14 protein-coding genes are annotated in these 17,172 nt (G+C 70.1%); 2 read left to right on the forward strand and 12 right to left on the reverse strand.

The window, feature by feature from the left end:
- Positions 1–29 precede the first annotated feature (29 nt).
- From ACFZDJ_RS22345 to ACFZDJ_RS22385, 9 genes are all read right to left on the reverse strand, one after another.
- On the reverse strand, positions 30–1,112 hold the full coding sequence (locus tag ACFZDJ_RS22345) for an alpha-lytic protease prodomain-containing protein (protein ID WP_391060922.1): 1,083 nt from the start codon (positions 1,110–1,112) through the stop codon (positions 30–32).
- 246 nt (positions 1,113–1,358) lie between these two features.
- Positions 1,359–2,249 carry an SPFH domain-containing protein gene (locus tag ACFZDJ_RS22350; protein ID WP_391060980.1) on the reverse strand — a complete coding sequence of 297 codons (891 nt, stop codon included), beginning with the start codon at positions 2,247–2,249 and terminating at the stop codon, positions 1,359–1,361.
- Between the two features lie 188 nt (positions 2,250–2,437).
- Complete coding sequence (locus tag ACFZDJ_RS22355) at positions 2,438–3,337, reverse strand: S1 family peptidase (RefSeq protein ID WP_389604829.1); 900 nt, start codon at positions 3,335–3,337, stop codon at positions 2,438–2,440.
- A gap of 303 nt (positions 3,338–3,640) precedes the next feature.
- Positions 3,641–4,483 (reverse strand): DUF1684 domain-containing protein, encoded by an 843-nt coding sequence (locus tag ACFZDJ_RS22360; RefSeq protein ID WP_391060925.1) that lies wholly within the window; start codon positions 4,481–4,483, stop codon positions 3,641–3,643.
- A 4-nt stretch (positions 4,484–4,487) separates the two neighbouring features.
- Positions 4,488–5,786, reverse strand: coding sequence for an NtaA/DmoA family FMN-dependent monooxygenase (locus ACFZDJ_RS22365; RefSeq protein ID WP_384906399.1), 1,299 nt, complete (start codon positions 5,784–5,786; stop codon positions 4,488–4,490).
- Positions 5,783–6,862: an LLM class flavin-dependent oxidoreductase gene (locus ACFZDJ_RS22370; protein ID WP_391060927.1), complete on the reverse strand. Its 1,080-nt coding sequence runs from the start codon at positions 6,860–6,862 to the stop codon at positions 5,783–5,785. Before ACFZDJ_RS22370 ends, ACFZDJ_RS22365 begins: the two co-directional genes overlap by 4 nt.
- A gap of 51 nt (positions 6,863–6,913) precedes the next feature.
- Positions 6,914–7,675 carry an ATP-binding cassette domain-containing protein gene (locus ACFZDJ_RS22375; RefSeq protein WP_391060929.1) on the reverse strand — a complete coding sequence of 254 codons (762 nt, stop codon included), beginning with the start codon at positions 7,673–7,675 and terminating at the stop codon, positions 6,914–6,916.
- A 43-nt stretch (positions 7,676–7,718) separates the two neighbouring features.
- Positions 7,719–9,491 (reverse strand): FAD/NAD(P)-binding protein, encoded by a 1,773-nt coding sequence (locus ACFZDJ_RS22380; RefSeq protein ID WP_391060931.1) that lies wholly within the window; start codon positions 9,489–9,491, stop codon positions 7,719–7,721.
- A complete protein-coding gene (locus ACFZDJ_RS22385; RefSeq protein ID WP_390934013.1) occupies positions 9,491–10,345 on the reverse strand; it encodes an ABC transporter permease subunit in 855 nt (284 codons plus the stop codon). Before ACFZDJ_RS22385 ends, ACFZDJ_RS22380 begins: the two co-directional genes overlap by 1 nt.
- A 449-nt stretch (positions 10,346–10,794) precedes the next feature.
- Here ACFZDJ_RS22385 and ACFZDJ_RS22390 point away from each other — a divergent pair, with 449 nt between their 5' ends.
- A complete protein-coding gene (locus ACFZDJ_RS22390; protein ID WP_391060933.1) occupies positions 10,795–11,751 on the forward strand; it encodes a transporter substrate-binding domain-containing protein in 957 nt (318 codons plus the stop codon).
- Between the two features lie 179 nt (positions 11,752–11,930).
- On the opposite strand, the gene ACFZDJ_RS22395 is transcribed toward ACFZDJ_RS22390, so the two are convergent.
- Positions 11,931–13,166: a DUF5685 family protein gene (locus tag ACFZDJ_RS22395; protein ID WP_391060935.1), complete on the reverse strand. Its 1,236-nt coding sequence runs from the start codon at positions 13,164–13,166 to the stop codon at positions 11,931–11,933.
- 290 nt (positions 13,167–13,456) lie between these two features.
- Here ACFZDJ_RS22395 and ACFZDJ_RS22400 point away from each other — a divergent pair, with 290 nt between their 5' ends.
- Positions 13,457–13,897 carry a cell division protein SepF gene (locus ACFZDJ_RS22400; RefSeq protein WP_384906410.1) on the forward strand — a complete coding sequence of 147 codons (441 nt, stop codon included), beginning with the start codon at positions 13,457–13,459 and terminating at the stop codon, positions 13,895–13,897.
- A gap of 39 nt (positions 13,898–13,936) precedes the next feature.
- On the opposite strand, the gene ACFZDJ_RS22405 is transcribed toward ACFZDJ_RS22400, so the two are convergent.
- Together ACFZDJ_RS22405 and ACFZDJ_RS22410 are read right to left on the reverse strand one after the other, a co-directional pair.
- A complete protein-coding gene (locus ACFZDJ_RS22405) occupies positions 13,937–15,127 on the reverse strand; it encodes an acyl-CoA dehydrogenase family protein (protein ID WP_391060937.1) in 1,191 nt (396 codons plus the stop codon).
- A gap of 336 nt (positions 15,128–15,463) precedes the next feature.
- Positions 15,464–17,071 carry an MFS transporter gene (locus tag ACFZDJ_RS22410; protein WP_390934010.1) on the reverse strand — a complete coding sequence of 536 codons (1,608 nt, stop codon included), beginning with the start codon at positions 17,069–17,071 and terminating at the stop codon, positions 15,464–15,466.
- Between the last annotated feature and the right edge of the window lie 101 nt (positions 17,072–17,172).

The raw sequence follows: 17,172 nt of genomic DNA on the forward strand, positions 1-17,172 counted from the left end.
CCGGCCCTGAGCAGGCAGGACGGATCGCGTCAGCCGATCTGGGCGCCGAAGGCCGACAGCGCCTCGGTGACCGGCTGGAAGAAGGTCTCGCCGCCCGAGGTGCAGTCGCCACTGCCGCCCGAGGTGAGGCCGATGGCCGTGGAACCCGAGAAGAGCGAGCCGCCGCTGTCACCGGGCTCGGCGCAGACGTCGGTCTGGATGAGTCCGTCGACGATGTCGCCGTTGCCGTAGTTCACGGTGGCGTCCAGGCCGGTGACCGTGCCGCTGTGCACCTGGGTCGTCGAACCGCTGCGCGTCACCGACTGCCCGACGGTCGCCGCACCCGCCTGGGTGATGGGCTGCGCCGAGCCGTTGTAGAGATCGACCTCGCTCGGGTGGTCGACCGTCGAGGTGTACTTGACCAGACCGAAGTCGTTGCCGGGGAAGCTGGACTGCTCGTTCGTGCCGATCTCCTTGCCCCTGGAGTCCGACCAGGTGGAGATCGCCCGGGTGCAGTGCCCGGCGGTGATGAAGTACGGCTGGCCGCCCTTGACCACGTTGAAGCCGAGCGAGCAGCGCCCGCCGGAGCCGGTGATCGCGTCGCCGCCCGCGATGAAGGTCTTGAACTCTCCCTTCGTGCGCTGGAGTTCGGCCTTGGCGCCGAGACCGTCGACGACCTTGGTCAGCCGGGCGAGGGCCGCTCCCCCGACCGTGCGGTCGGCGGTGACGACGACCTTGTTGGTCCCCGGGTCGGTCGCCCAGGACGTGCCGGGGATGGTCGCATCCTTCTTGAGGGTGGTACGGGCGCTCGTCAGTTCGGCGAGGGAGTTCTCGACGATTCTGGCCTGGGCGCCGGCCGCCTCGACGACGCGCGCCGCGGCCCGGTTGAGCACGTTGACGACGAGGTGCCCGGCCTTCGCGTCGTAATACGTTCCCGCCGCGTCGGGACCCAGGTCCTTGCCGAGCGTCGAGGCGAGCTTTCCGGCCGCCGCGATCGAGAGCGGCCGGGGCGCCGCGCTCTTCTGCGTCTCGCTCGCGTTCGCAGTCTGGAAGGTGACTCCCGCGGCGACCAGGGCGGCGACACTCGCGCCTGCCAGGGCTGCGCGCCGCCCGGATATACGTCGGTGCTTCACTTCGCGTCCTCCTGTGGGGGGCGGCCCGGGAGGTCGTGGGGACCTACGGGGCCGGAAGGCGTACGGAATCGAAAGGCGTACGGGCGCCCACTATTCCGAGACCCACAGGTGGCTCACAAGGTCGACTTCAGGACGCGCGTACAGCAACGGGTGTACGCCCCCGGCACCTTGACCCTGTGTGATCGCACCCTGTGCGTTCGCAGTGCAAACACCGAGCGCGAGTGACGTGTGTGCAGCCCGTGAGGTCTAGTCCTGTCTGGTTTTCGACCCTTCGGGGTCCGATCCCAACGGGGGCGCGAGGGAAGACGGTTGCTCCTGCACCGATTGCTCAACGCCTTCCGGTGCCCGCACCGGCCGCTCGGGCACCGGCGCGGCCGGCTGCTGCGCCCGTTCCAGGAACCGCAGCAGTTCCACCGGGAAGGGGAGGACGAGGGTGGAGTTCTTCTCGGCGGCGACCGCCACCACGGTCTGCAGCAGCCGCAGTTGGAGCGCGGCGGGCTGTTCGGACATCACCCCGGCGGCCTCCGCCAGCTTCTTCGACGCCTGGAGCTCCGCGTCCGCGTTGATGACCCGTGCGCGCCGTTCACGGTCGGCCTCGGCCTGCCGGGCCATCGACCGTTTCATCGTCTCCGGCAGTGACACGTCCTTGATCTCGACCCGGTCGATCTGCACACCCCAGCCCATGGCCGGACTGTCGATCATCAACTCCAGGCCCTGGTTGAGCTTCTCCCGGTTGGAGAGCAGATCGTCCAGGTCGCTCTTGCCGATGATCGAGCGCAGCGAGGTCTGCGCCATCTGCGAGACCGCGAACTGGTAGTCCTCCACCTGGATGACCGCGTCGGCCGCGTCGACCACCTTGAAGTAGACGACCGCGTCGACCCGCACCGTGACGTTGTCCCGCGTGATGCCCTCCTGCGCGGGCACCGGCATCGTCACGATCTGCATGTTGACCTTGCGCAGCTTGTCGACGAACGGCACCACCATGGTGAACCCGGGCCCACGCACGTCCGAGCGCAACCGGCCCAGGCGCAACACCACACCACGTTCGTACTGTTTGACGACACGGGCCCCGGCCATCGCATAGACGATCCCCACGGATACGACGGAGACTCCCGCCGCCACCAGTTCCTCGACCATCACGGCCCCCCAGGGTCCGAAGTGGGCGCATCGGGCAAGTACCGCATCAGGCGCGTACCCGGCGTGTACTTCGACGGTAACTCCGTCACCCGAGCAAGGGCGAGCCCCCGCACGACAGTTGCGTACGGGGGCTCGTCTGCTGCTGGCTGCAGATCCGGTCGTGCGGGTGTCGCGGGGGGGACCGTCGGTCAGCCGACGCTCACGCCGTAGTAGCTCAGCGCCTCGGTGACCGGCTGGAAGAAGGTCGTACCGCCGGAGGTGCAGTCACCACTGCCGCCGGAGGTCAGACCGTAGGCGACGGAACCCGCGTAGAGCGGACCGCCGCTGTCGCCGCCCTCGGCGCAGACCGTGGTCTGGATCATCTGGTAGACCACGTCGCCGCTGCCGTAGTTGACCGTGGCGTTCAGCGCGGTGACCCGGCCGCTGTGCGTGCCGGTGGTCGAGCCGCGACGGTAGACGGTCGTGCCCACGCTGGGCGTGGCGGCGCTGCTGATGGTCTGGCTGCCGACCGCGCTCGGGTGGGCGATCGAGGTGTTGGTGTAGCGCACCAGCGCGAAGTCGTTGGTCGGGAAGCTGTAGCTGACGTTCGTGCCCAGCGTGGTGGTGTGACCGGAGTTGGAGTACCAGGTGGAGGCGACCTCACCGCAGTGGCCGGCGGTCAGGAAGTAGTAGGTGCTCCCGCTGTGCACGTTGAAGCCGAGCGAGCAGCGGTAGGCACCGCCGTAGATGGCGTCGCCGCCGGTGATCAGCTTCTTGAACTTGCCCGGGGTGTGCTTGATCGTGATGGCCGCGGAGTTGCCGCCCGCGTCCTTCTTGATCTTTGCGATCTCGGCCTTGGAGACCGTGCTGTCGACGGTGACGACGACGCGGTTCGTCTTGGCGTCGACCGCCCAGGCGGTTCCCGCGATGTCGGACTTGAGTACCGACTTGTTCACCGTGCTCAGCTGGGTGGCGCTGAACGTATGGACGTCGGACGCGTTCGCGGTGGGGACGGAGAACGCTGCGGCGGCCAGGAGTCCGGTGGTCACGGCGATCAGCCGGGTCCGTCTCGCTATACCGCTGCGGGGGGTGGTGCGCTTGATCCTCACTTGTCGTTCCTCCCGAGGGAAGTAGGGGGCCCGCGTGGGGTCGGGGCCCGTGAGGCGCAGCCGGGAGCCGCCTGACCGGATTCCGGACAAGCCGTGCTCCTGACAAGCGCTGTGGGGGAGTATTCGGCCGCACGGCCGACCGGCGCAAGGGCACCTTTCGGCCGTGCAGCGTTCAACTTACGTACCACCAGCGGTGGTTGATCTTCCCAGGCTCGGGTGTGCGGATCGCGTGTGGATCGTCGGGGCACTCGAAGCGCCTGAAGGGCTTGGAGGAGTGAGTGGAAGGCGCGGAGGAGTGAACCGTCAGAGCAGCGTGCGCTCCCCCGCCGGGACGGCCACGCCCAGGGTGTTCCCGGGCGGCGGGAAGGGGCAGATGAAGTGGTCGGCGAACGCGCACGGCGGGAGCACGGCCCGGTTGAAGTCCACCGTCGTACGCCCCTCGGCGTCGGGCGCCGCGGGGCGCAGGAACCGGAAGCGGTAGCTGCTGTCCCCGCTGGTGGTGTCGGCGAACACGGCCCACAGCGAGCCGTCGCTCTCCACCGACACCTGGAGTGTGAGGTCCTCGCCGTCCAGGGTGAAGGCGAGGATGCCGCCGAGCCCCAGACCGCGAGCGACTCCGTCCGCGTTCTCCACGTGTACGGTGCGGCTCTCGCCGTACGGCGTGAAGTGCCCCGGCACCGACCAGCGCGGGTCGTACGGCGTCGCCTCGACGCCCTTGAAGGCCGCGCGCCCTTCGGAGGTGGGGTCGAAGTCGCGTACGCCCCAGATCCCTTCGCGCACCAGGACGACGAAACGGCGCTCGCCGAGCCCGACCCGGGCCTCGGCCGCCGACCCGGGGTCGGCGTCGAGCCGGACCTCGCCGGTGAAGGGCTTTCCGTCCAGGCTCAGACCGTCCTCGGGGGCGGCCGTCAGCAGGACCCCGTCCTCCTGGTCGGTCCACAGCCCGGGGATGTCCGGAAGTCGCCCGTCCGGATAGTCCTCCAGCCAGTGCGTGCCGGTGAGCGCCAACGGGCCGTAGGGGGCGGACACCGCCTCCACACGGCGCTCGTGCCACCGCTCCCAGTCCTCGGATGCGCCGTCGAACACGTCTGCGGATGTCCCGTCAGATACGTCTGCGGATGCGTCTGCGGATGCGTCTTTCGTCATGTGATCAACCCTTCCATACGGGTTCCGGCAACCCGAGATGTGAGCGCAGCGTCGTGCCTGTGTATTCCGTGCGGAAGGCGTCCCGCTCCTGGAGCAGCGGGACCACCCGGTCCACGAACTCGTCCAGTCCGCCCGGGGTCAGATGGGGGACGAGGATGAAGCCGTCGGCGGCGTCGGCCGTCACGAACTCGTCGAGTTCGGCGGCGACCGCCTCCGGGGTGCCGATGAAGGACTGCCGCCCGGACGCCTCGATCACGGTCTGCCGGATGGACAGCCCCTTCGCCCGCGACAGGGCCCGCCACTTCTCCGCCACCGCGAGGGGGTCGGCGACGCGCACCCGCCCCTGCGCGAGGGCCGGCTCCGGCTCCGGGTCGATGTCGGGCAGGGGCCCGTCGGGGTCGTACGAGGAGAGGTCGACGCCCCAGATCTGCTCCAGGGCGAGGAGCGCGTTCTGCGGGGAGACCTGCCGGCGGCGGATCTCGGCGGCCCGCTCCCGCGCGTCGGCCGCGGTGTCACCGAGCACGACGGTGACACCGGGCATGATCTTCAGATCCTCGGACGACCGCCCGTACGTCGCGAGCCGCCCCTTCACATCGGCGTAGAACTCCCGGCCGGCTTCCAGGGTCCCGTGCCGGGTGAAGACCACGTCCGCCGTGGACGCGGCGAACTCCCGGCCCTCGTCCGAGTCTCCGGCCTGGATGACGACGGGCTGCCCCTGCGGTGAGCGCGGCAGCCCGAACTCCCCCGCGATGTCGAAGTGCCGACCCTGGTGCGCGAAGGGGCGCGCCACGCCTTCCGGCGTCCAGGAGTCCCACAGCTCTCGTGCCGTGGCGACGAATTCGGCGGCGCGCGCATACCGGTCGGCGCGGTCGAGGAAGCCGCCGCGCCGGAAGTTCTCCCCGGTGAAGGCGTCGGAGGAGGTGACCACGTTCCAGGCGGCCCGGCCCCCGCTGAGGTGGTCCAGCGTGGCCAGTCTGCGGGCGAGTTCGTAGGGCTCGTTGAAGGTCGCGTTGACCGTGGCGGCGAGCCCGAGCCGCTCGGTGACGGCGGCGAGCGCGTTGAGGACGGTGATCGACTCCGGTCGCCCCACGACGTCCAGGTCGTGGATACGTCCCTTGTGCTCGCGCAGCCGCAGCCCCTCGGCGAGGAAGAAGAAGTCGAACAGGCCGCGTTCGGCGGTGCGCGCGAGGTGCTCGAAGGAGGCGAAGTCGATCTGGGACTTCGAGCGCGGGTCGGTCCAGACGGTGGTGCTGTTGACGCCCGGGAAGTGCGCCGCCAGATGCATGCGCTTGCGTACGGTCATGACGTTCCCCCTGTCACGGCGTACTGGTTGGCGGGCCGGGCCAGCCCCAGGTGCTCCCTGAGCGTGCTGCCCGGATAGAAGGTGCGGAACAGACCGCGGTGCTGGAGCAGCGCCACCGTTCCGTTCACGAGCCGTTCCAGGTCACGGCGCGGCTCGACCGGGGTGAGGTGGAAACCGTCGACGGCCTCGGACGTGTGCCAGGCGGCGATCAGCTCGGCCAGGTCGACCGGGCCGCCCCGGTACAGCGGCCCCTGTGCGGTCTGCCGGGGACCGCCACCACCATGGCCCGGATCGGCCGCGCGCTCCCCGTCGCCGAGGTCGACGACGAGCGAGCCGAGGACCCGCAGGGTGTCGGGGTTGCGGCCGAACTCCGCTGCCGCCTCGCGGAGTTCGGTCCGTACGGCCCGGGCCTGCGCGGGTCCCACGACCCGGACGAGCGCCACGTCGGCGTACCGGGCGGCGACCCGCCGGGCGGGCCCCTCGGTGGCGTCGACGACCCGCACGGGGTGGCCCTGCGGGGGCCGCGGCACGACCGAGGGGCCCTTCACGAAGAAGGTGGCGCCCTGGAAGTCGACGTGGTGCAGCTTGTCCCGGTCGATGAATCGGCCGGTGGCCTCGTCGCGTATCTCGGCGTCGTCCTCCCAGCTGTCCCAGAGCCGGGCGGCCGCCTCGGCGATCTCGCCGGCCTCCCGCCACAGCGCGTCGGTGGGTGCGGCGTGCCGGCGGCCGAAGAGGCGGGCCTCGCCCTCGGTCGTCGACACGTCGAGCTGCCAGCCGGCCCGGCCGCGGCTGACCCAGTCGAGGGTCGCCACGGCCGCCTGGACGTGGAAGGGCTCGGTGTGGGTGGTGGTCACGGTCGGCACCAGACCGATCCGGCGGGTGGCGGGCGCGACGCGGGAGAGCACGGCGAGCGCGTCGGGCCCGGGGCGCGCGAAGGTGTCGCCGAGCGTCACGAAGTCGAGCCCGCCACGCTCCGCGAGCTGCGCCGTCCCGACGTACGAGGCGGCGTCGAAGGCCGCCTGTTGATCGAGGGCGGCGGCCAGGTGCAGCAGCCCCCGGCCGTGCGGTGCGGTCATATCGGGTGAAACCTTTCTCCGGTAAACCGGGCAAAGACCCCTGGAGAGGGATCAAAGAACCTTGGACAGGAACGACCGCGTCCGTTCGTGCCGCGGCCGGTCGAGTACGTCACCGGGGGCGCCCTGCTCGACGATCCGCCCGTCGTCCATGAAGACGACGGTGTCGGCGACCTCCCGGGCGAACCCGATCTCGTGCGTGACGACGATCATCGTGGCGCCCTGGTGGGCCAGGTCCTTGATGACGTCGAGGACTTCGCCGACCAGCTCGGGGTCGAGCGCCGAGGTCGGCTCGTCGAAGAGCAGCAGCTTCGGCTCCAGGGCGAGCGCGCGGGCGATGGCGACGCGTTGCTGCTGGCCGCCGGAGAGCCGCTTCGGGTAGGCGTCGGCCTTGTCGGCGAGCCCCACCCGGTCGAGCAGCGCCCGCGCCGCCTCGACGGCGTCCTTGCGCGGGCGCTTCAGCGCGGAGACCGGCGCCTCGACGATGTTGTCCAGCACGGTGAGGTGCGGGAAGAGGTTGAAGTTCTGGAAGACGAACCCGATCCGGGTGCGCTGCCTCAGGATCTCGCGCTCACGCAGCTCGTACAGCTTGTCGCCGGAGCGCCGGTAGCCGACCAGCGAGCCGTCGACGCTGATCCGGCCCCGGTCCACCTTCTCCAGGTGGTTGATGGTGCGCAGCAGCGTGGACTTGCCGGAGCCGGACGGGCCGAGGATCACGGTGACCTCGCCGGTGCGCACCGCGAGGTCGATGCCCTTGAGTACTTCCAGTGGGCCGAAGCTCTTGTGGACGGACCTGATGTCGACCATGAAGGTCATCGTGTGAATCCCTTGTGCTGTCAGTGGAGTTGACGGTCGGGGGTTACGCGGCGGCCCGACACGCAAGGTCGCGCAGGAACGCCAGCACGGCCCGCGCGGTGGCGTCGTTCTGCCGGAACGCGGGCCCGCCGGTGCGCGGCCGGGTGAAGGCGCCGGGGGTGCGTACGTCGGTGTAAGGCCCCAGCGCGAACCGCCGGGGGTGTGGCTGCCCGGCCCGGTCGAGGATCCGCCCGTCGGTGCGGTCCACCCGCAGCAGCCCCTCCGGGGTCTCGACAGCCCCGTCGTCGTGCAGTTCACGCAGCAGCGGGTCGAGGGCGCGTCCGACGGTGGGCTCGGGCAGCCGCGCCTCGACGAGCGCCCGTGCCTCGACCGTCGCGCCCGGCACGGTCGCGCTCGACGCCCGGAACACCCCGTCCTCGGCGACCACGGCCATGTCCGCGCCCACGAACCGCACGACGCCGGCCCGGGAGAGTGCGAGCATCTGCCGCAGCCGGGGTCCGGGCGGCCCTGAGGCGAGGTAGCTGAAGAAGCCGTGCCACCAGGGCCCGACGTCACCGAGCCGGATCAACTGCCCGTAGACGGAGAGCAGCCCGAGGAAGACGGCCAGGTCCGGGCTGTTTCCAGGATCATGACGTCGACTCAGATCACCCTCTATGTACGCCCGCAGTCCCTCCTGGAACTCCTCCTGCGACGCGTACCGCACCCCGTCCAGCGGACGGTCCAGCGCCGCGAGGTCGAGCCGGTCGGCGGGGTCGGGCACGGCGGACGCCACGAGAGCCTCGCGCTCCGCCGCCTCCCCCGCCGCGTACTTCTCCTCGAAGTCGGTCCAGGCGATACTCGTCCGCTCGGGGTGCACGCCGAACAGCCGGTGGTAGTGCGCGAACCCCAACTCCTTCTCGATCAACGGCCACACATCACGCCGGAAGTCGAAACCGTCCGGTCGTGCGAGCACCGCGTCGACCTCGGCGGGCCCGAAGAAGCGGGGCAGCGGCGGCCGTTCACCGGTCCAGTCGTAACCGATCTTCGAGTGGTACGGCACTCCGCGCCGCGACCCGACGTACAGCACCGGCTCCTGCCCCGAGGGCACGTACGTGTCACCGTCGTACTGCCCGCCCCGCCCCTCCGTGAGCAGCACCATCAGGTCGACGAAGGCGAGTCCGAAGCCGCGCACGAGGAGGGGTTCGCCGGGCGCGAGCGAGGACAGGTCGCTGTCGGCGGTGAAGTCGGGCGGCAGGTGGACCAGGTCGTGGGCACGGGCGTACGCCGCCAACTCGCGCTGCTCCTCGTCGAGTTCGGCGTCCAGGTGGCCGAGCGCGAGAACGACGAGGTCGGCCAGGAGGGGGCGCGGACGACCCTCCAGCCACACCTGCTGGCGCCCCTCGCGCGGGCCGTTGACGCGCAGGGCCCTGCACGGGTGATGGTGGACGGTGACGTCCGGCGGCAGGGCAGCCACGGCTTGCTCGTGCACCCAGCTCAGGTAGGCCCCTTGCAGCTGCCGGTCGGCGAAGGTGCGGCCGTCGACGGCCGCCCATTCGTGCAGCGTGGGACCGGGGCGCACGGGCCCGGCCATGGTCACCGTCTCGTCGGTGAACATGGTGACGTCCTCGGCGTGCGAGTTCATCCACAGCAGCGGCGACTGCGCCTCGCGCCAGATGCGTCCTGCACCCGGCGGATGGGGGTCGACAAGATGGATGTCGAGTCCTTCGACGCCCGAACCGGCGTACAGCTCGGGCGCGTTGGCGGCGATGCGCTCGATGAGACCGGTCCCCCGCGGCCCGGCCCCGACGATCACGAGAGTCGGCTTCGACGTGCTCATCACGTACGCTCCGAACCGCGCGCGTAGTGCTTCTCGACGTAGTACTGGCCGAGGCTGAGCACCGAGGTGACGACGGTGTACCAGATGGTGGCGACCATCAGCAGCGGGATGACCTGGTAGGTGCGGTGGTAGACGAGCTGCACGGAGAAGAGCAGGTCCTGGACGGCGATGACGCTGACGATCGAGGTGCCCTTGAGGGTGCCGATCAGCATGTTCCCGGCGGGCGGCACGATGGAGCGCATCGCCTGCGGCAGCACGATCCGCCACCAGCGGCGCCACCGGCTCAGCCCGAGCGCCTGCGCGGCCTCTATCTGCCCGCGGTCGACGGAGAGGATGCCGCCGCGGACCACCTCGGCGGCGTAGGCGGCCTCGTGCAGGGTGAGCCCGATGATCGCGACCGCGATCGGGGTGAACAGATTGACCGTCTTCACGCCGAGAAGCTGCGGATACAGCGCCCCGATGTTGAACCACAGCAGCAGCTGCACCAGGATCGGGATCGACCGGAACAGCCACACGTAACCCCAACTGACGCTGCGCAGCACGGGGTTGGCGGACAACCGGGCCGCCGCGAGCAGCGCCCCAAGGACGAAGCCGAGCACCATCACCACGGCCGTCAGCCACAGGGTGAGCCACAGGCCGCGCAGTACGGAGTCGGAGGTGAAGTAGTCGCCGACCACGCCCCACTGGAACGCCTTGTTGCGGACGACGGAGGTGACGGCGAGCCCGAGCAGCACCAGCACGGCGACGGCGGCCGTCCACTGACCGAGACGGCGCTGCGGGACGATCCGCAGGGAGTCGGCCTGCTCCGGTATGTCCGGTGCGGCGGATGTTTTGGCGAGGGTGTCGGAAGACATGCGGAGGACTCCGTGACGTCGGTCGAACACGGGTGCCTTCACACGGAGCGCCTCGCGGCGCCGTACGGCCGAGCCCCTCAGCAGGGCCGTCCACCGAGAGTACGGGCCCGTTTCCCCCCGCTGTCAAGGCTGTCCATACTGTGAGCCGCACGTCTCAAGTCAGTTGACGCACAACCGGATGCCTGTTCCACTTGGCCCATGCATCCACAGCAGTGGCTGGTCAAGCGCTCCCACATCGACTTCGGTCGAGTGTGGTCCTCTTCCTGTTGAGCTGACCCACTGCGCGCCCTGATCACTTGATCCCTTGATCGATCCGGTCGCTTGATCAATCCGATCGCTCGATCCTTTGATCAATCGGGCGCCTTTCGCGTTCTCCCTCCCCTTCGCCTTCACACGCGCACCCCTCCCCTCGGGTTCTGCTCACTCTTGCTCTCAGGAGACCGCACACCATGCGTACGTCCACGCGTACCCGTTATCGGCATTTTGCGCCCTTTGTCACCATCACCTCGACGGCCCTGCTCCTCACGGCATGCGGCTCCGGCTCGGACGACACGACCGGCAGCGCGGCGAATGCGGCGGCGGCCAAGGCCGACAAGATCCCCACCACGGACGTCGTCTCGGACATCACGAAGGACGAGGCCGCGGCCGAACTGCTCCCGTCCGGCGTCACCAGCCTCACCGTGGCGGTCGCCGTCGGCGGTACGCCACCCGGCACGACGTACCTGGACGACGGCAAGACGCTGACGGGCCAGGACGTCGACTTCGCGGACGCCGTGGCCAAGGTGCTCGGCATCGAACTGAAGACGGAACAGGCCAGTTTCGAGGCGATCCTGCCGGCCCTGGACAGCGGCAAGTACGACTTCGGCGCCAGCAACTTCGGCGTGACCGACGAACGGCGCAAGACGATCGACTTCGTCACCTACATCAACGACGGCCAGGGCTTCGCCACCCGCGAGGACAGCAAACTCGCCAAGATCACCGACCTCAAGCAGCTGTGCGGCCTGAACGTCGCGACCGCCGCGGGCACCACCTTCGAGGCGACGCTGGAGGAGAACAAGAACGTCTGCACCGACGCCGGCAAGAAGGCGTACAAGGTGCAGACCTACAGCGAGCAGGGCGCGATCTGGTCCTCACTCCAACAGGGCCGCAGCGACATCGTGATGAGCACCATCAACGGCCTGCGCTACGCCGTCGCCCAACAGCAGGGCGTCAAGTTCCTCAACGAGTTCCACCGCCTCGACGTCGGCTTCGCCTTCAAGAAGGACACCAAGCTCGCCCCCGCCTTCCAGGCGGCGGTCAACAAGCTCATAGCGGACGGGACGTACGACAAGATCCTGAAGAAGTGGGGGACGACGGGCTCGGCGATAGCGAAATCGGAGATCTCCCCACCGGAACTCAAGAACTGAGAGACCTGACCATTCCCCGCGCCCCGCACAGGAGCGCCCCGAAGGGGCGCGGGGAACTGCGCGCCCAGCCACGTACCACCCGCGGCCAACAGGACGGCCTGCACGAACGGAGCCCGGTGCGCCTCGAAGTAGTCGAGCGCCGGAAAGCAGTCCTCGATACGCCGCGTATACGAGTTCCGTCACAGTCCACAGTCGCAGCACGAGCAGCATTCACAGCACTCGCAGATCTCACAGGCCTCGCAGCAGCTGCAGTCACAGTCGCAGTTGCCGAGGCAGCCCTCGCGCCTCTTTCGCGACCACGGCCCCTCGAACTCGTCGGCACAGCACACCTTGCAGGTGCAGCACACCCCGATCGCGGCCGCGCACCCGGCCCAGAAGCCTCGCTTGCCGGGTCCGGGCGGCGGGAAGGAGGGACCGCCGCCGAAGGGGTTGCCGCCACCGGCGTAAGGATTCTGCCCGTCGTACGGACCCGGCGGGCTCTGCGGGTTGTACGGCCCACCGTGCTGCGGCGGCCCGAAGGCCCCTCGCACACCGTCCGCGTGGGCCTGGTGCCCGCATCCCGAGGTCCCGAACGCGCGGTCCACCGACCGCCCCAGCTCGTGCGCGAGCAGCAGATGGGCCAGCTTGCCGTCCGTGAACTCCACCTCACGCAGCGCGAGCCGTATTCCGTGCAGGGCGTCATCGGCGAGCCGGCGCGCCTCCACGAGCGGGGTGCCGGTGGCCGTGAGCGGGTTCCACGCTCCCGACGCGGCGTCAGTCTCCTGGTCCTCCACGGCATCCAGCAGATGCGCGAGCCGCCCGAAGAACCGGCCGGCCTCGGCGAGCGGCTCGGCGTTGCCCGGCCGCCCGGCCAGGACGGCCGTGTGCGCGAAGGCGGCGGCGGTCGCGGTCTCGGTGGGCTCGGTGACGGCTCGCAGCGGCGTCCCGGGGCCGGCGAGCGCCTCGATGCCGACCTGCCGGTCGACGGCGTCGACGAGTACGGCGGTGTCGAAGCCCACGTCGGAACCGGTACGAGCCCCGGCGCGCCCCCAGCTCGCGGCGACCCGGCGGGCGGCGAGCGCCACCGGCCTGCGCGCCAACAGCCCGTCCTTGTCCGCCACGTGGTCGCGCACCTTGGCCGAGGCCAGCACCAGCGAGACGGCTGCGGCGAGGCGGGCTCCCTCACCCTGTGCGACGGACGCGGTCCGCATCCCGCGCAACGGGCACGGCCCCGCCGTACGCCGCCACCCCGTGGTGCGCTCGGCCTGAGCCTCCGTCAAAACCGATATCAGCAGACCGTCGTAATTAGTGACAATCCGAGCGAACTGTCCGTGGTCTCCGCGCAACGCGAGACATAGTCCGCACAGATGCGCCATCCACTGCGTTGCGAGCCCCTCACCGAGGCGGTGGCTGCAGGGCCTCACGATTCCGAACATGACACTCCCCCGTGCCTCGTACGACGTTGAGCTGCGGCATCGTACCGACCCCCTCGTTCACCCGTACGCCCCACCCATCACCCGAACGCCGTCGAGAATCATATTTCACTCACAGTCAGCAGCCGTACACGGCAGGACCCTTGGGGCGCGCGGGCTCTCGACGAATTCGCTGTGCACCAGTACCGTCACGAAACCCCCGCGCGGCGTCTATCCACTTGGCGCGACATCCGCATCATGGACGACCATGGGGATGCGGAAAGCAAGAAAGACCGCTGTGAGAGGAGGCGTCCATGGGATCGGTGCGCAAGGCGAGTGCCTGGCTTGGCCTCGTCGACGACAACGATGACGAGCGTTACTACGACGACGACAACTACGCCGAAGGACAGGACTCCGGCGATGCCTGGGTCACGGACCCGCGCGTGAAGGTCGCGTCCGAGACGGCGGAAGAGACAGGCCGCCGGATCGGCACGGTCACCCCGGACAGCTTCCGGGACGCACGCGGCATCGGCGAACTCTTCCGGGACGGCGTCCCGGTCATCATCAACCTCACGGCCATGGAGGCCGCCGACGCCAAGCGCGTGGTGGACTTCGCGGCCGGCCTGACCTTCGGCCTGCGCGGCACCATCGAGCGGGTCGCCACCCGGGTCTTCCTGCTGACCCCTGCCAACACCGAGATCGTCAGCGGCGAGGCCCCGGGGCGTCAGACGGACGGCTTCTTCAACCAGAGCTGAGGCAGGGCCGCTCACCGGCCCTGCTCTCCGGTGCTCGACTCACCGAAAGGCGTCGAGTCCGGTGAGCGCCTTGCCCAGCACGAGTTGGTGCATCTCGACGGTGCCCTCGTAGGTGAGCACCGATTCGAGGTTGGTCGCGTGCCGCATCACGGGGTATTCGAGCGAGATGCCGTTGGCGCCGAGGATGGTACGGGCGGTCCGGCAGATCTCGATCGCCTCCCGTACGTTGTTGAGCTTGCCGAAGCTGACCTGCTCGGGACGGAGCCGTCCCGCGTCCATGCGCCGGCCCAGATGGTGGGCGAGCAGAATCCCCTTGTGCAGTTCGACCGCCATGTCGGCGAGCTTGGCCTGGGTGAGCTGGAAGCCGCCGATGGGCCGCCCGAACTGCTCGCGCGTCTTCGCGTACTCGACGGCGGCCTCGAAACTGGCCCGCGCGGCACCCATCGAGCCCCACACGATCCCGTACCGCGCGTGCGACAGACAGCTGAGCGGGCCCTTGAGCCCGGTCACGTCCGGCAGTACGGCGTCGGCGGGCAGCCGTACGTCGTCGAGTACGAGCTCACTGGTGACGCTCGCCCGCAGGGACCACTTGTGCTTGATCTCGGGAGCGGAGAACCCGGGGGTGTCGGTGGGCACGACGAACCCCCGGATCCCGTCCTCACTCTGCGCCCAGACGACCGCGACGCCGGCCACGGACCCGTTCGTGATCCACATCTTCCGCCCGTTGAGGACCCAGTCGCCGCCGTCGCGCTTGGCATACGTCCGCATGGCGCCGGGGTCGGACCCGTGGTCGGGCTCGGTCAGTCCGAAGCACCCGATGACCTCACCGGCGGCCATGCCCGGCAGCCACGCCTGCTTCTGCTCCTCGCTCCCGAACCGGTGAATGGCGTACATGGCGAGGGAGCCCTGTACGGAGACGAGGGACCGGATGCCCGAGTCGGCGGCCTCCAGCTCCAGACAGGCGAGCCCGTACTGCACGGCGGTCGCCCCCGCGCATCCGTACCCCTCCAACGACATCCCGAGCGCCCCGATCCCGCCCAGCTCGCGCGCCAGCTCCCGGATCCCGGGCAGCTCGCCCTTCTCGTACCACTCGGCGACGTACGGCAGCACCCGGTCCGCGGCCCATGTCCGTACGGTGTCCCGGATCGCCAGGTCCTCCGGGTCCAGGAGGTCGTCGAGGCCGAGGGGGTCGGTGGGGTCGAAGGGCGGGAGCTTCGGGGACGCGGACATGGGGGCAGCCTCCGGCACGCTAAAACTAGCACCGCTAGTTACGGTCTCGCCCCGACGGTACGACCCAGCGTCCCGCACGTCCAGTACCTCTCCCACCCACGCACCACCCGTTTCCAGCACTCCGACAAGTGCGGGTCCCCCGCGAAGGTGAAGCGCCATCGGCGCTTCCGGTTCGATCGGGGGCTCGGGTGGCCGTTCCCCGCCGCGACGGTGCTCAGCCACCGGTGGGCCGCTCTCCGAGCGGACCGGCAGGCGCCGACGGACGGGTAGCCCCGTGGGAGACCCGCACGTGTCGGCATGGTGGAAACAGGTGGTGCGTGGGTGGGTGAATCCCGGCTACGCCGAGACGCGGGACTCCGCAACCCCCCGGGGCGCCGGAATCTCCGCCGAGCCCGCCACAGGCACCCCGCACTCCATGACCCGGGGCAACCGCAACGCCATCCCCGCCCCCAGCAACAACAACCCCGCACTGACGAGCAACGTCACATGCAGCCCGTGCACGAAGGAGTCCCGAGCCGCATGACGCAGGGCCGCACCCCGCACCCCGCCAAGTCGCGCGGCGACGTCGTAGGCCTCTCCCAACGAGTGCCCCGCCGCGGCGGAGTCCCCCGGCGAGACCCCCGGTACGGACGACAGTCCGGGCGCGTACGCCGCGTTCATCACACTCCCCAGAAGCGCGATCCCGATCCCCGCCCCCAGCTGGTACGAGGTCTCGCCGATCGCCGCCGCCCCACCCGCCTGCGCCGGCGGCGCCTCGCTCAGCATCGACTCGTACGCCCCGAAGAGCGTCGTCTCCAGCCCGAACCCGAGCAGCACGAACCCGAACAGCAGCAGCCCGGTGTTGTCGTCGCCGCCCATCGCGGTGAGCGTGACGACGGCCACCGCCGTGAGACAGAACCCGAAACAGACCATCGCGCGCGGCCCGAACCGTCGCAGCAGCCGCGCCCCCGCGAGCCCCGCGGCCATCGCCGCGAAGGTGAGCGGCAGCAGCCGCAGCCCGGTCTGCAGGGGCGAGAGCCCGAGGACCAGTTGCAGGTACTGCGCGGCGATCAGCTCAAGGCCGACCAGCGCGAGCATGGCCAGGACGATGCAGCACACGGACGTACTGAACGCGGGCCGCGAGAACATCCGCAGGTCCACCAGCGGATGCGCACGCCGCCGCTGGCGCCGTACGAAGGCGAACATCAGCGCGCCGCCCACGACCAGCGGCGCCAGCGTGAACGGACCGAACGGCGCTTCACCGCCGCCGAGCCGCTTGACCCCGAGCACGAGCCCGAAAAGCCCGGCGGCGGCCATCAGGGCCCCCACCACGTCCCAGGGACCGTCGCGGTCGCCGTAGGACTCGGGCAGCAGCAGCCGTCCGATCGGCAGGCTGATCAGCATCAGCGGAATGTTGACGAGGAAGACCGATCCCCACCAGAAGTGTTCGAGGAGGAACCCGCCGAGCAGCGGCCCGACCGCCGCGCCCACCGCGGCGACCGCGCTCCAGATGCCGATCGCGAGCGCCCGCTCCCGCCGGTCGGGAAAGACCTGGCGCAGGATCGACAGGGTCGCGGGCATGATCATCGCGCCGCCGACGCCGAGCAGGGCGCGCGCGCCGATGAGGACCTGGGCGTTGTCGGCGAGCGCGGCGATCCCGGAGGCGATGCCGAAGAGTCCGTATCCGAGGAGGAGCACCCGTCTGCGGCCCACCCGGTCACCCAGCGTGCCGAAGAGGATCAGCAGCGCTGCGCAGACGAGCGGGTAGACGTCGACGATCCAGAGCAGTTCTATCGCGCCGGGCTTGAGGTCCTCGGTGACGGCGGGCACCGCGACGTGCAGCACGGTGGCGTCGAGGGCCACGAGGAGCAGGCTGGCGCACAGCACCACAAGGACGACCCAGCGGTTGGCACCGGCTCCGGCCTCCCGACGGCGACGCGCGGCGGCCGTGGTCGTCCCGGACATGTACGTACCTCCCAGATGTTCCCTCGCGTTCGGCGATCCGCTGGGTGGGGACTCCCTGCGGCTGCGGTCCTGGAGGAGCGGGGTCCCGGACGCACGCATCA

Source organism: Streptomyces sp. NPDC007896 (genome assembly GCF_042959425.1).
Lineage (GTDB): Bacteria > Actinomycetota > Actinomycetes > Streptomycetales > Streptomycetaceae > Streptomyces.

What these genes read in the sequence shown, in the direction of transcription:
- ACFZDJ_RS22350 (WP_391060980.1), bottom strand. Translation starts at nt 2,249, where the DNA reads ATGGTCGAGGAACTGGTGGCGGCGGGAGTCTCCGTCGTATCCGTGGGG.
- ACFZDJ_RS22360 (WP_391060925.1), bottom strand. Translation starts at nt 4,483, where the DNA reads ATGACGAAAGACGCATCCGCAGACGCATCCGCAGACGTATCTGACGGG.
- ACFZDJ_RS22365 (WP_384906399.1), bottom strand. Translation starts at nt 5,786, where the DNA reads ATGACCGTACGCAAGCGCATGCATCTGGCGGCGCACTTCCCGGGCGTC.
- ACFZDJ_RS22370 (WP_391060927.1), bottom strand. Translation starts at nt 6,862, where the DNA reads ATGACCGCACCGCACGGCCGGGGGCTGCTGCACCTGGCCGCCGCCCTC.
- ACFZDJ_RS22375 (WP_391060929.1), bottom strand. Translation starts at nt 7,675, where the DNA reads ATGACCTTCATGGTCGACATCAGGTCCGTCCACAAGAGCTTCGGCCCA.
- ACFZDJ_RS22380 (WP_391060931.1), bottom strand. Translation starts at nt 9,491, where the DNA reads ATGAGCACGTCGAAGCCGACTCTCGTGATCGTCGGGGCCGGGCCGCGG.
- ACFZDJ_RS22385 (WP_390934013.1), bottom strand. Translation starts at nt 10,345, where the DNA reads ATGTCTTCCGACACCCTCGCCAAAACATCCGCCGCACCGGACATACCG.
- ACFZDJ_RS22390 (WP_391060933.1), top strand. Translation starts at nt 10,795, where the DNA reads ATGCGTACGTCCACGCGTACCCGTTATCGGCATTTTGCGCCCTTTGTC.
- ACFZDJ_RS22395 (WP_391060935.1), bottom strand. Translation starts at nt 13,166, where the DNA reads ATGTTCGGAATCGTGAGGCCCTGCAGCCACCGCCTCGGTGAGGGGCTC.
- ACFZDJ_RS22400 (WP_384906410.1), top strand. Translation starts at nt 13,457, where the DNA reads ATGGGATCGGTGCGCAAGGCGAGTGCCTGGCTTGGCCTCGTCGACGAC.
- ACFZDJ_RS22405 (WP_391060937.1), bottom strand. Translation starts at nt 15,127, where the DNA reads ATGTCCGCGTCCCCGAAGCTCCCGCCCTTCGACCCCACCGACCCCCTC.
- ACFZDJ_RS22410 (WP_390934010.1), bottom strand. Translation starts at nt 17,071, where the DNA reads ATGTCCGGGACGACCACGGCCGCCGCGCGTCGCCGTCGGGAGGCCGGA.